This is a genomic window from Pseudomonas siliginis (genome assembly GCF_024072275.1).
Lineage (GTDB): Bacteria > Pseudomonadota > Gammaproteobacteria > Pseudomonadales > Pseudomonadaceae > Aquipseudomonas > Aquipseudomonas siliginis.
The window spans coordinates 2,011,002-2,024,734 of the sequence record NZ_CP099598.1 but is presented as its reverse complement, the minus strand read 5'-3'; the positions used below and the strand labels follow the sequence as shown (position 1 = coordinate 2,024,734).

Genomic DNA, 13,733 nt, shown 5'->3' with positions numbered 1-13,733 from the left:
GAATCAGGTAGCGGCGTTTTTGCGTTTTGGCCCCACAGAACGGGGCCGGTGGTGCGGCCGTGAGGCGCTCCACCTGCTGTGCATGACTCCTTTCGAGACTCTTTTCAGCCGAGGTGCGCGATGAATTCAAGCTTCTGGAAATCCGGCCATACCCCGACCCTGTTCGCGGCCTTTCTGTATTTCGACCTGAGCTTCATGGTCTGGTACCTGCTCGGCCCGCTGGCGGTGCAGATTGCCGCCGACCTGCACCTGACCACCCAGCAACGCGGCCTTGTGGTCGCCACGCCGATTCTGGCCGGCGCGGTGTTGCGCTTCGCCATGGGCATGCTCGCTGATCGCTTGTCGCCGAAGACCGCCGGGCTGATCGGCCAGGTCATCGTCATCTGCGCGCTGTTCGGCGCCTGGAAACTGGGCATCCACAGTTATGAACAGGCGCTGATCCTCGGCCTGTTCCTCGGCATGGCCGGCGCGTCGTTCGCCGTGGCCCTGCCGCTGGCCTCGCAATGGTATCCGCCAGAGCACCAAGGCAAAGCCATGGGCATCGCCGGTGCGGGCAACTCCGGCACCGTGTTCGCCGCGCTGCTGGCGCCAGTGATTGCCGCCGCGTTCGGCTGGAGCAATGTCTTCGGGTTTGCCCTGATCCCGCTGGTCCTGACTTTGGTGCTATTCGCCTGGTTGGCAAAAAACGCTCCCCAGCGGCCAAAACCGAAAGCCATGGCCGATTACTTCAAGGCCCTCGGTGATCGCGACAGCTGGTGGTTCATGTTTTTCTACAGCGTCACCTTCGGCGGCTTCATCGGCCTGGCCAGCGCCCTGCCCGGTTACTTCAACGATCAATACGGTCTGAGCCCGGTGACCGCCGGCTACTACACCGCTGCCTGCGTGTTCGGCGGCAGCCTGATGCGGCCATTGGGTGGCGCGCTGGCCGACCGCTTCGGCGGCATTCGTACCTTGCTGGCGATGTACACCGTCGCTGCCATCTGCATCGCAGCGGTGGGCTTCAATCTGCCAAGTTCCTACGCGGCGCTGGCGCTTTTCGTCTGCACCATGCTCGGCTTGGGCGCCGGCAACGGTGCGGTTTTCCAACTGGTGCCACAGCGTTTTCGTCTGGAGATCGGCGTGATGACCGGGCTGATCGGCATGGCCGGCGGAATTGGCGGCTTCGCCCTCGCCGCCGGTATGGGCGCGATCAAGCAAAGCACCGGCAGTTATCAATTGGCGCTGTGGTTGTTCGCCAGCCTCGGCGTGCTGGCATGGTTTGGCCTGCACGGCGTCAAGCGTCGCTGGAGAACCACCTGGGGCTCGGCGGCGGTGACGGCGGCGCGGGTCTGAGGCCCCAATGGCCCTGCAACTGAGCTTCGCCGAAGCCAGCGCCACCGGCCCGCGCGCGGAGAATCAGGACGCCCTGCGTTCAGTGACACCGGCGCCGGCACTGGCGGTGAGCAAGGGTTATCTTTTCGCCATCGCCGACGGCGTCAGCCAGTGCGCCGATGGCGGCCTCGCCGCGCGTTCGACCTTGCAGGCCCTGGCGCTGGACTACTTTGCCACGCCGGAAACCTGGAGCGTGGCCCAGGCGCTGGATCGCCTGCTGCTCGCGCAAAATCGCTGGCTGCAGGCCAACGGCGGCGGGCAACCGCTGCTGACCACGGTCAGCGCGCTGGTGATGCGCGGTCGGCGATTCACCCTCGCCCACGTCGGCGATTGCCGGGTCTATCGCTGGCACGCCGAGCGCTTGCAGCGCATCAGCGAGGATCACGTCTGGGAGCAACCGGGCATGCAACACGTGCTCAAACGTGCGCTCGGGCTCGATCAGCATCTGGTCCTGGATTTCCTCGACGGCGAACTGCGAGAGGGCGAAAGCTTCGTGCTGCTCAGCGACGGCGTCTGGTCGACCTTGGGCGATACCGCGATCGCGGCGATTCTGCGTGATCAAGCGGATCTGCACAGCGCGGCGCAAACCTTGGTCAACGCCGCGCATCTGGCCGGCAGTCAGGACAACGCCAGTGCCCTGCTGGTGCGCGTCGATGCGCTGGGCGAAGCGAGCATCGGCGATGCGCTGGTGCAATTGCAGCAATGGCCACTGCCGCCAACGCTGAAACCCGGGCAAGCGTTTGAAGGCTGGCAGGTGCAAGGCATCATCGGCCAGAGCCAGCAATCATTGCTGTATCGCGTGCTCGATAGTCAGGGCCAGCCTTGGCTGTTGAAGACCTTGCCGACGCGCTTGGCCGACGACCCGCAAGCCGGGCAGGCGCTGCTGTCCGAGGAATGGTTTCTCAAGCGCGTGGCCGGCCGGCATTTTCCGCAAATCCATGCCTGCACTCAGCGTCAGCATCTGTATTACGTCATGCGTGAATATGCCGGGACGACGCTGGCCGAAATTTTTCAACACAGCGGCCCGCTACCACTGGCGCAGTGGCAGGACATCGCCGAGCGGCTGTTGCGCGCGGTCGGGCTGCTGCATCGACGGCAGATTCTGCACCGCGACATCAAACCGGAAAACCTGCTGCGGGGTGACGATGGCGAGCTGCGCCTGCTGGATTTCGGCTTGGCTTACTGCCCTGGGCTGTCGGAAGACGCGCCGGCGACGCTGCCGGGAACGCCTAGTTTCATCGCCCCGGAAGCGTTTCGCGGCGAGTCGCCAAGTGCGCAGCAGGATTTGTATTCGGTGGGCGTCACCCTGTATTTCCTCCTCACCGGGCATTTCCCCTACGGCGAAATCGAAGCGTTCCAACGGCCCCGATTTGGCGTGCCGGTGAGTGCCAGTCGCTATCGCCCGGACTTGCCGGAATGGCTGGCGCAAAGTCTGGAACGCGGCGTCGCCGCCGATCCGCAGCAACGCTTCGAAACCGCTGAAGAGTGGCTGCTGGTGCTGGAACAGGGTGAGCGGCAAAGTTTGAGTGTGCGGCCCCGGCCTTTGTTGGAGCGGGAGCCGTTGAAGGTCTGGCGGACGATGGCGCTTCTGGCATTGATGGGGAATGTGGTGCTGCTGGTTTTGTTGTTTCATGGCTGAGATTGAGTTGCGCCATTCGCGAGCAGGCTCGCTCCCACAGGGAATTTGTGTCGTTCGCAGACACCTTGTGGGAGCGAGCCTGCTCGCGAAGGCATTCGGCTTCACACCGCATAACCCCAAGAATTAACGCGCCACGAACGAGCAACACGCCTCGATTCGGTGCAAAAAAAGCTCCTGTCACAACCCCAATCCCCAATAAATCCGCGTCCCCCCGAGTTGGCACAACCACTGCATTACCCTTTTCACCATACATAAAGCCCAACCTTCAACGACGAAGGCTGCGCTTCCCGAGAGAACGGGACCAGGACAAAGGCGTCCTCGCTAGGCAACTAGCGGGACGCCTTTTTTTGTTTGCGCGAAATTTGTCGAGCAAGGCCCGACGGCCCACCAGAGGCCAGCCGCAGCTCCCGGAGAACCTGATGAAAAAACTCAAACTAGTGATGATCGGCAATGGCATGGCCGGGGTCCGAACCCTGGAAGAACTGCTCAAGCTGAGCGACGAGCTCTACGACATCACCGTCTTCGGCGCCGAACCGCACACCAACTACAACCGCATCCTGCTGTCGCCGGTGCTAGCCGGTGAGCAGACCTTCGAAGAGATCGTGCTGAACGACCTCGACTGGTACCTGGAAAACAACATCAAGTTGCTGCTCAACCGCAAAGTGGTGGAGATCGACCGGGTCAAACGCCGAGTGATCGCCGAGGACGGCACCGAAGCCGAGTACGACCGTCTGCTGATCGCCACCGGCTCGACTCCGTTCATCCTGCCAATCCCCGGCAACACTTTGCAGGGCGTGATCGGTTATCGCGACATCGCCGACACCCAGGCCATGATCGACACCGCCAGGACCCACAAGCACGCCGTGGTCATCGGCGGCGGTCTGCTCGGCCTCGAAGCGGCCAACGGCCTGATGCTGCGCGGCATGCACGTGACCGTGGTGCACCTCGGCGAATGGCTGCTGGAGCGGCAACTGGACAAGACCAGCGGCCAGCTTCTGCAATCGGCGCTGGAATCCCGTGGCCTGCATTTTCGCCTATGCGAACAGACCCAAGCCCTGCACGACGCCGGCAATGGCCGGGTCGGCTCGGTGCAGTTCAAGAACGGCGACATCATCCCTGCCGATCTGGTGGTGATGGCCGCCGGCATCCGTCCCAACACTGAACTGGCAGAAAAGGCCGGCATTCCGTGCAATCGCGGGATTCTGGTCAACGACACCCTGCAAACCTACGACCCGCGCATCTACGCAATCGGCGAATGCGCCAGCCATCGCGGCATTGCCTACGGTCTGGTTGCACCGCTGTTCGAACAGGCCAAGGTCTGCGCCAATCACCTCGCGCAACTGGGTTTCGCTCGCTATCAGGGCTCGGTGACTTCGACGAAATTGAAAGTCACCGGCATCGACCTGTTCTCCGCCGGCGACTTCATGGGCGGCGAAGGCACCGAGACCATCACCCTCTCCGACCCGATCGGCGGCGTGTACAAAAAACTGGTGATCAAGGATGACGTGCTGGTCGGCGCCTGTCTGTACGGCGATACGGCAGATGGCGGTTGGTATTTCCGGCAGATTCGTGAGAATCACGCCATCGGCGAAATCCGCGATCACCTCATGTTCGGCGAAAACGCCTTGGGCGACGTAGGACATCAGGGCCAGGACAAAGCCATGGTCATGGCCGACAGCGCCGAAGTGTGTGGCTGCAACGGTGTGTGCAAGGGCACCATCGTCAAGGCGATTCAGGAACACGGCCTGTTCAGCGTCGATGAAGTGAAGAAACACACCAAGGCTGCCAGCTCCTGCGGTTCCTGCGCCGGTCTGGTCGAGCAAATTCTGATCAATACCGTGGGCGGCGCGGCGGACGTCAAACCGAAAAGCGAAAAAGCCATCTGCGGTTGCAGCGACCTCAACCACGGGCAGATTCGTCAGGCGATCCGTCAGGAACACCTGCTGACCATCGCCGAGACCATGAGCTACCTGAACTGGCGCACGCCCAATGGCTGCGCGACCTGTCGCCCGGCGCTCAACTACTACCTGATTTCCACCTGGCCGGGCGAAGCCAAGGACGACCCGCAATCGCGTCTGATCAACGAACGCGCCCACGCCAACATCCAGAAGGACGGCACCTATTCGGTGGTGCCGCGCATGTGGGGCGGCGTGACCAACCCATCGGAACTGCGGCGGATCGCCGATGTGGCCGACAAGTACAACGTGCCGATGGTCAAGGTCACCGGCGGTCAGCGCATCGACTTGCTGGGGATCAAGAAGCAGGATCTGCCCGGCGTCTGGAGAGACCTCGACATGCCGTCCGGCCACGCCTACGGCAAATCCATCCGCACGGTGAAAACCTGCGTTGGCAGCGAGTTCTGCCGTTTCGGCACGCAGAACTCGACGCAACTGGGCATCGAGCTCGAGCACGACCTGTTCAACATGTGGTCGCCGCACAAGGTGAAGCTGGCGGTGTCCGGTTGCCCACGCAACTGCTCGGAAGCGGGCATCAAGGACGTAGGAATTATCGGCGTCGACTCCGGCTGGGAGATGTACATCGGTGGCAACGGCGGGATCAAGACCGAAGTCGCCGAGTTCTTCGTCAAACTGAAAACTGCCGAGGAAGTCCGCGAATACAACGGCGCGTTCCTGCAGCTCTACCGCGAGGAAGCCTTCTACCTCGAACGCACCGTGCATTACCTGCAACGGGTCGGCATGGAGCACATCAAGAAGAACGTGCTCGAAGACGCCGAGCGGCGCAAGGCCCTCAACGAGCGGCTGCAATTCTCCCTGTCGTTCGAACAGGACCCATGGAAAGAGCGCCTGGCGCAGCCGCAACTGAAGAAAGAATTCGACGTGATCCCCGTGAAAAACCTGGAGGTGCCGGCATGAACTGGCTCGATATCTGTGCGCTGGAAGAGATCAACGCCCTCGGTTCGCGGATCATTGCCGGGCCGAAAGGTGACATCGCGATTTTTCGTACAAGCGACGACGAGGTTTTCGCACTCGATGACCGCTGCCCGCACAAGGGCGGGCCGCTGTCGCAGGGCCTGATCTATGGCAAGCGCGTGGCCTGCCCGCTGCATAACTGGCAGATCGACCTCGAAACCGGCGAAGCCCAGGCGCCGGACATCGGCTGTGCGCACCATCATCCGGCGCGAGTCGAGAATGGCCGGGTGCAACTGGCCCTGCGGGACGCCATCTGATGAACCGCCAGACGACCGCCTCGACCTGCTGTTACTGCGGGGTCGGCTGCGGCGTACTGATCGAGCATGACGGCGAGCGCATCCTCGGCGTCAGCGGCGATCCGGCGCACCCGGCCAACTTCGGCAAACTGTGCAGCAAAGGCTCGACGCTGCACCTGACCGGCGACCTCGCCGCCCGCGCCTTGTACCCGGAACTGCGCCTGGGCAAAGGCCTGGCGCGCAGCCGTACTGACTGGGATACCGCCCTCGACCACGCGACCAACGTGTTCGCCGAAACCATCGCCGAGCACGGCCCGGACAGCGTGGCGTTCTACATCTCCGGGCAGTTGCTCACCGAGGACTACTACGCCTTCAACAAACTGGCGCGGGCGCTGGTCGGCACCAACAACATCGACAGCAATTCGCGGCTGTGCATGTCCTCGGCGGTGGTCGGCTACAAACGCAGCCTCGGCGCCGATGCGCCGCCGTGCAGTTACGAAGACCTGGAGCTCAGCGACTGCGTGATGATCGTCGGCAGTAACATGGCCTACGCCCATCCGGTACTTTTCCGTCGGCTGGAGGAAGCCAAATCCCGTCGCCCGCAGATGAAAGTCATCGTTATCGACCCACGTCGCACCGACACCTGCGATTTGGCTGACCTGCATCTGGCGATTCTTCCGGGTACCGATGTCGCCTTGTTCCATGGGATTTTGCATCTGCTGCTGTGGGAAGACTGGGTCGATCGCGATTTCATCAAGGCGCACACCGAAGGCCTCGCCGAACTCAAAACCCTGGTCCGCGATTACACCCCGCAAATGGTTTCGCAGCTGTGCGGCATCAGCATTGAGCAGCTGCAGCAATGCGCAGAATGGGTCGGCACTGCGCCGAGCTTCCTGTCGCTGTGGTGCATGGGCCTGAATCAGTCCACCGCCGGCAGCGCAAAAAACAGTGCGCTGATCAATCTGCACCTGGCCACCGGGCAAATTGGCCGGCCCGGTGCTGGACCTTTCTCCCTGACGGGTCAGCCAAATGCCATGGGCGGGCGGGAAACCGGCAGTCTGTCCAATCTGCTACCGGGCCATCGCGATGCCGGCAATGCGGAACATCGCGCCGAGGTGGCGGCGTACTGGGGCGTCGAGAGCTTGCCCGAGGCGCCGGGCCTGAGCGCCATCGAGCTGTTCGAAAGCCTGCGCAGCGGCAAGATCAAAGCGCTGTGGATCGCTTGTACCAACCCGGCGCAATCGATGCCTGATCAGAGCGCAGTACGCGCAGCGCTTGAGGCCTGCCCTTTTGTAGTGTTGCAGGAAGCCTTTCGCACCACCGAAACCGCTGCGTTTGCCGACCTGCTGTTACCCGCCGCCAGTTGGGGCGAGAAAGAAGGTTCGGTGACCAACTCCGAACGGCGCATTTCCCACGTGCGCAAAGCGGTTGTCGCACCGGGCGAAGCGCGGCCGGACTGGGCAATCACGGTGGATTTCGCACAGCGTCTGGAGAAACGTCTGCGCCCCAGGCAGCCGAGCCTGTTCGCTTTCGATCAACCTTCGCAGTTGTTTGATGAATTCAAAGCGCTGACCCGTGGGCGAGACCTGGATCTGTGCGGAATCAGTCACGCCTTGATCGACGAAATCGGTCCGCAGCAATGGCCCTTCCCTGCCGGCGCCCGCCAAGGCACGCCACGCTTGTACGGCGACGGCATTTTCCCTACAGCCAATGGTCGCGCGCAATTCATTGCCGATCCGTACCGCGCCGCCAAGGAACAACGCGACGCGCGCTTCCCGCTGACTTTGATCACCGGTCGCCTGCGTGACCAGTGGCACGGCATGAGCCGCACCGGCACCGCCGCGCAATTGTTCGGCCACGTCAGCGAAGCCGTGCTGAGCCTGCACCCTGACGAAATGCGTCGGCACCGCTTGCAGCCCGGTGATCTGGTCAATCTGAAAAGCCGCCGTGGCGCGGTGATTGTTGCGGTCGGCAGCGACGACAGCGTGCGTCCGGGCCAGGCGTTTCTGCCGATGCACTGGGGCGATCGCTATCTTAAGGGCGGTGTTAACAAGCTGACCTTGCCGGCGTTTGATCCGCTGTCCAGGCAACCGGAGCTCAAGCACAGCGGCGTGCGTCTGGAGGCAGTCAACCTGCCGTGGCAATTGTTCGCCTTGATCGAGGGTGATGTTCAGCGGCATTTCGAGACGCTACGACCGCTGTGCGAGGCGTTTTCCTACGTCAGCCTCAGCCTTGTCGGGCGTGAGCGGCCAGCGTTGCTGATACGCGCTGCACACGCTGAGGCGCCCGATCCACAGTTGCTGGGCGAGATCGACCAGTGCCTGTCCTTGCTGGATGGCCCGGTTCTGGCCTACGACGACCCTCGCCGAGCCATCGGCAAGCGGGTGCGTATCGAAAACGGCCGTATCACTGCGATTCGCCTCGCCGGCGAAACCCTTGCGCAACACTGGCTGCAAAGCCTGTGGCTGGAGGGCCGTGCCGACCAACAACTGCGGCGCTGGCTGCTCGCGCCGATGAGCGCGCCGCCGGGCGCTGTCGGCGCCATTGCGAGCGACAAGACCTTGTGCAATTGCGAAAACGTCAGTCTCAACGCAGTCTGCGCCGGCATTCGCCAGGGACTGGATCTGCAAGGCCTGAAAAACAATCTCCGATGCGGTACGCAATGCGGTTCCTGCGTGCCGGAAATCAAGCGTCTGCTGGCTGCCGAAGCGCGGCCGGTCGCGGTCATTTAACGAGGACAACACCATGAATGCGAAAGTCTGGCTGGTGGGCGCAGGCCCTGGCGATCCGGAGTTGCTGACGCTCAAAGCGGTGCGCGCGTTGCGCGAGGCCGATGTGGTGATGATCGATGATCTGGTCAACGACGCGGTGCTGGAGCACTGCCCGGCTGCGCGGGTGATCCCGGTGGGCAAACGCGGCGGCTGCCGTTCGACCCCGCAGGCGTTTATCCATCGGCTGATGCTGCGTTATGCGCGTCAGGGCAAATGCGTGGTGCGCCTCAAGGGCGGCGATCCGTGCATTTTCGGCCGCGGTGGCGAAGAAGCGCAGTGGTTGCGCGAGCGTGGCGTTGAAGTGGAACTGGTCAATGGCATTACCGCCGGGCTGGCCGGGGCGACGCAGTGCGATATTCCGCTGACGTTGCGGGGCGTGGCGCGCGGAGTAACGTTGGTGACTGCGCACACCCAGGATGACAGCCAGTTGAACTGGCAGGCGCTGGCGCAAGGCGGGACGACGCTGGTGGTTTACATGGGCGTGGCCAAGCTGGGCGAGATTCGTGATCAGCTGCTGGCGGGAGGGATGGCGGCGGATACGCCGGTGGCGATGATCGAAAACGCTTCTTTGGCGCATCAGCGTGAATGTCGCAGTGATCTGACTGCGATGGCTGAGGATGCCTCGGCGTTTGAGTTGAAAAGTCCGGCGATTCTGGTGATTGGTGCGGTGGCTGGTGTCGTGCAAGAGCAAAAGATCGCAGCCTTCGGCAGCTCCTGCACGGCGTAACGCGCGCACGCGCTTTTAAGCGGCGAAGCCAAATCGCAGACAAAGAAAAGCCCGGCCTGAGCCGGGCTTTTCCATCAGCGGCAGCTAATTACTTAGCTTGAGCTTCAACCTGCGCTTCTACGCGACGGTTTACAGCGCGGCCAGCTTCAGTTTTGTTGTCAGCAACTGGGCGGGATTCGCCGTAGCCAACAGACTGAACGCGGGACGATTCAACACCGTACTGGTTGGTCAGAACTTGCTTAACGGCGTTTGCACGACGCTCGGACAGTTTCTGGTTGTAAGCGTCAGGACCGACGGAGTCAGTGTGACCTTCAACAGTAGTGGTGGTGGATGGGTACTGCTTCATGAAGTCAGCCAGGTTTTTGATGTCGCCGTAGCTGTTAGGCTTGACTACCGACTTGTCGAAGTCGAATTTCACGTCCAGCTCAACACGAACAACTTCAGCAACTGCTGGGCAGCCATCAGCGTCAACGGTTACGTTGGCTGGGGTGTCCGGGCACTTGTCAACGTTGTCGCAAACGCCATCGTTGTCGCTGTCGGAGCAGACTTCAGCAGGTGCTGGAACTGGAGCAGCAGCTGGCTTGGAGCCGCCACCGAAGTTCACACCGATACCGACGCTAGGAGCCCACTCGGTGTCGCCCTGGTCGATGTTGTACTGAGCTTCAACGCCGGCACGGGCGTAGAAGTTCTCGGTGAAGTACAGCTTGGCACCGCCGCCAACGTTGGCGAAGGTGGAACGGTTACGACCGTTCGAACCGTTCTGGTCGATGCTCTGGTCAGAGAAACCGGCCGAAACGTATGGACGAATCATGTCGCCTGGGTTGTTGAAGTGGTACAGAGCGTCCAGAGCGGTGTTAGCGCCTTTGACGTTCTTGCCATCGTCGGCACGTACGTTGTGCACTTCGTCGTAGCCCAGACGCAGTTCAACGTCGTCGGTCAGGAAGTAACCGATCGAACCGCCGAACAGGTTGCCGTTGTTCTTGAAGTTACGAGCGCTGTCGAATTGTTCTTTCTTAGCGAAGCCTTCGATTTCAACTGCGCCTTGGCCTTGTGCCAGAGCGCCGAACGAAGTGGCGGCAATCAGAGAACCAATGGCCAAGCCCAAGGTGTTTTTCAGTTTCATCCGTTAAATCCCCATCTGGTGATTGTGAAGCAGTCCCGCAAACCGGGGGACAACTCGGCGGCAAGTCTATCAGAACTTGCCTACACGTAAGAGATATTTGCGCTGAACTAAGTTTCAGCAATGCCTGCAAATTTCTCACGCAATTTATCTAGAGCGCGTTTGTAACGCATTTTTGTCGCACTCAAACCCATGTGCATGATGTCTGCGATCTCCTGAAACTCCAGCTCTGCGACAAATCGTAGCACCAGAATTTCGCGGTCAATCGGATTCACATACACCAGCCAGCGATCAAGCCCACCCTTCTCCTCCGGCTTCGGCGCCTTTTCTTCAGACGCTTCTTCAAGAGGGTCCAGACTGAGAGCGTCCATCAAGCGACGCTTACGCCGTTCCTTCCGATACTGCGTGATGCATTCGTTGTAAGTGATGCTGTAAAGCCAGGTTTTGAACTTCGATTTCCCCTCGAAGTTCTTCAGGCCGTACAGCACCTTCAGCATCACTTCCTGACAGACATCGTCTGCGTCGCGATCGTTCCCAAGATATCTCGCGCAGACGTTAAATAATGTTCGCTGGTAACGCCGCATCAACTCTTCGTAGGCGCGCGTTACGTGAAACAGCTCGGTATGCGAGCGCGCGACCAACTCCTCATCAGAGAGCTCGCGGGGGTCGTAGCGCGTGGATAGCGGTTGGGCTTTATTCAAAACAAGTCGTGCCGACAGTCAGGTCAATGTCCGCCACAACCAGCCTTGGCTGGCATTTTGCGGCGGCATACATTAGCAGGGTTTGCCGGTTTAGCGGCTACTCACATGCTGTTCCAGCAGGATCCGATTGGAGAGAGAGACTAGCTCACCCTCATCGGTCAGCAATGTGGTTTTAACCGTGCCGATCTCTTCGATCTGGCCTTCGACCTCGCCAACACGCACTTGTTGCCCAACCTCGTACAGCTCACGCACATAGATTCCCGCAAGAATCTGACCAGCGATTTCCCGGCTTCCCAAACCCATGGCCAGCGCAACTGCCAGACCAACGGTAATCAATACGATGACAATCACATGGTTCAGCAGGTCGGTCTTGACCTCGAGCTGGCTGATCGCCACCGAGATGCTGATGATGATCACCAGCCCCTGCGCGATCCGTCCCAACCCGGAAGCGTAGTCCAGGCCTACGCCTTCTGCTGCGCCGCGCACCAGCCCGTTAGCCAGTTGCGCCAGCAGGACACCGACCAGCAACACCAGCGCGGCGCCGAATACTTTCGGCAGATACAACGCCAGCATGTCCAGCGTAGCTGAAACTCGCTCAAGGCCAAGGGATTCTGCTGCGGAAACCAGAAAAATCAGCAGAACGAACCAGTAGACGATTTTACCGATCAGCGTCGAGATCGGCACTTGCAGCCCGGCCCGCGACATCAGTTTGGTCAGCCCGGTACCGCCCATCAGGCGATCAAGGCCCAGTTTTGCGAGCAATTTGGAGAGCAAGGTGTCGAGCAGCTTGGCCACGACGAAACCCAACAGCAGCACAACCAGTGCGCCGAACAGGTTCGGAATGAAGTTAGCAACTTTGGTCCACAACGCAGTCATTGCAGTGACGAGGCTCTGAGTCCAGAGATCAAGTTCCATATTCAATCAGCCTTATCAGCAGTGCGAGCAGTGGTTTTACGAAGACGGGAAACCGGCGAGACATGCGCCGAGCCATTGTTCAGGGCGATCATCAGCGCGGGCAGCCAGCGGCCCAGCAGGCTGAACAGATCACCGGCGCCGACCTGGCGGTTGGCGGTTTTGAGTACGCGGCCCAGGCAGGCATCGTCGTCGCGGCTGGACGGCGAAGCGTTGAGCATGTCGCGCAAAGACTGTTCAAACGGATCGTGCATACGCACCTCTCGTGATGTCTGTGAAAGACGCGGGCAGTTTTACTCGGGTCACATACGCCATGTTCACACCCAGCGCAATCGACGGAACAACCACCACTGACCGAACGCCAGGGCGAGTACCGTCAGGCAGGCAATCAGGAAACCATACGGGCTTTCGGCAAACGGAATACCGCCGACATTGATGCCCAGCAGACCGGTGATGAAACTCATCGGCAAAAAGATGCAGGTAATGATGCCGAAGCGGTACATGGTGCGATTCATGTGCACGCTCAAACGCCGGTCTTCGGCCTCCAGCACAAGCCCCACACGCTCTCGAGTCAATTCGAGCTCTTCCAGATAACGGGTCAGGCTGTTGTTCAATTCGTTCCAGTAGTCGGCGTCGTCTTCGACGAACCACGGCAATTTTATCCGCGTCAGCTGTCCGAAAATATCCCGCTGTGGCGCAAGAAAACGCTTCAGCCCGGCCGCTCTACGGCGGATGTGCAAAATCGCCCCGTGCTCGGGCGTATACCGTTCGTCGGCGTCGAGTTTTTCTTCCTCTTCATCGACCACTTCCGACAGGCACGTGACCAGATCCTGCACTTTATTGGTGAGGAACTGCGCCAGATACAGCATCAATTCAGAAGACGTTTTCGGACCTTTGCCCTCCCCCAGCAGCGCCAGCAACTCATCTGTAGCGCGCAACGGACGCAAGCGCAGGGAAATCACGCGCTGAGCGGAGGCAAAAATCCGCACCGAGACCATGTCTTCCGGTTCGGCCCCGGGGTTGAGATTGACCCCGCGCAGAAACAGCAGCAGCTCGGAGTCGGGCAATGGCAACAGACGCGGGCGGGTGTTCTCTTCCAGCAGCAGATCGCAGGTGAATTCGTTGAGCCCGCTGGATTTGCGCAGCCAGGTTTGGGTCTGCGGATGGCTGCGATCCCAGTGCAGCCACAGGCTTTCATGGGCCTGCAGCTGCAAATCGTCGAGCTCAGTCCGGGCTATCGAACGCGCACCGCCCTTGCCGTCCAGTACCAGGGCATGTACCAGCCCCCATTGCGCGTTTTCTTCCTCGAACATCCGCATCCCTTGT

11 protein-coding genes are annotated in these 13,733 nt (G+C 60.9%); 6 read left to right on the top strand and 5 right to left on the bottom strand.

Annotated features, from left to right (window positions below):
* Positions 1-120: 120 nt before the first annotated feature.
* The 6 genes from NF676_RS09605 (at position 121) to cobA (ending at position 9,674) form a co-directional block, all read left to right on the top strand.
* On the top strand, positions 121-1,332 hold the full coding sequence (locus NF676_RS09605; RefSeq protein ID WP_041479125.1) for a nitrate/nitrite transporter: 1,212 nt from the start codon (positions 121-123) through the stop codon (positions 1,330-1,332).
* Positions 1,333-1,339: 7 nt separating this feature from the next.
* On the top strand, positions 1,340-3,010 hold the full coding sequence (locus tag NF676_RS09600) for a bifunctional protein-serine/threonine kinase/phosphatase (RefSeq protein WP_252887609.1): 1,671 nt from the start codon (positions 1,340-1,342) through the stop codon (positions 3,008-3,010).
* Positions 3,011-3,429: 419 nt separating this feature from the next.
* Positions 3,430-5,883, top strand: coding sequence for a nitrite reductase large subunit NirB (gene nirB, locus NF676_RS09595; RefSeq protein WP_056784156.1), 2,454 nt, complete (start codon positions 3,430-3,432; stop codon positions 5,881-5,883).
* The gene (gene nirD / locus NF676_RS09590; protein WP_016773836.1) at positions 5,880-6,197 is read left to right on the top strand and encodes a nitrite reductase small subunit NirD; all 318 of its coding nucleotides are present in this window, start codon (positions 5,880-5,882) and stop codon (positions 6,195-6,197) included. Before nirB ends, nirD begins: the two co-directional genes overlap by 4 nt.
* Positions 6,197-8,908, top strand: coding sequence for a nitrate reductase (locus NF676_RS09585; RefSeq protein WP_252887608.1), 2,712 nt, complete (start codon positions 6,197-6,199; stop codon positions 8,906-8,908). The genes nirD and NF676_RS09585 overlap by 1 nt, the downstream gene beginning before the upstream one ends.
* Before the next feature lie 13 nt (positions 8,909-8,921).
* The gene (cobA, locus tag NF676_RS09580; RefSeq protein WP_252887607.1) at positions 8,922-9,674 is read left to right on the top strand and encodes a uroporphyrinogen-III C-methyltransferase; all 753 of its coding nucleotides are present in this window, start codon (positions 8,922-8,924) and stop codon (positions 9,672-9,674) included.
* Positions 9,675-9,762: 88 nt separating this feature from the next.
* On the opposite strand, the gene NF676_RS09575 is transcribed toward cobA, so the two are convergent.
* From NF676_RS09575 to NF676_RS09555, 5 genes are all read right to left on the bottom strand, one after another.
* Positions 9,763-10,797 (bottom strand): OmpA family protein, encoded by a 1,035-nt coding sequence (locus tag NF676_RS09575; RefSeq protein WP_039762998.1) that lies wholly within the window; start codon positions 10,795-10,797, stop codon positions 9,763-9,765.
* Between the two features lie 107 nt (positions 10,798-10,904).
* Positions 10,905-11,495, bottom strand: coding sequence for an RNA polymerase sigma factor SigX (gene sigX / locus NF676_RS09570; RefSeq protein ID WP_016773832.1), 591 nt, complete (start codon positions 11,493-11,495; stop codon positions 10,905-10,907).
* A 90-nt stretch (positions 11,496-11,585) separates the two neighbouring features.
* Positions 11,586-12,410: a mechanosensitive ion channel family protein gene (locus NF676_RS09565; RefSeq protein ID WP_016773831.1), complete on the bottom strand. Its 825-nt coding sequence runs from the start codon at positions 12,408-12,410 to the stop codon at positions 11,586-11,588.
* A 2-nt stretch (positions 12,411-12,412) separates the two neighbouring features.
* Positions 12,413-12,661: a hypothetical protein gene (locus NF676_RS09560; protein ID WP_003223293.1), complete on the bottom strand. Its 249-nt coding sequence runs from the start codon at positions 12,659-12,661 to the stop codon at positions 12,413-12,415.
* A 63-nt stretch (positions 12,662-12,724) separates the two neighbouring features.
* Complete coding sequence (locus tag NF676_RS09555) at positions 12,725-13,720, bottom strand: zinc transporter ZntB (protein ID WP_016773830.1); 996 nt, start codon at positions 13,718-13,720, stop codon at positions 12,725-12,727.
* Between the last annotated feature and the right edge of the window lie 13 nt (positions 13,721-13,733).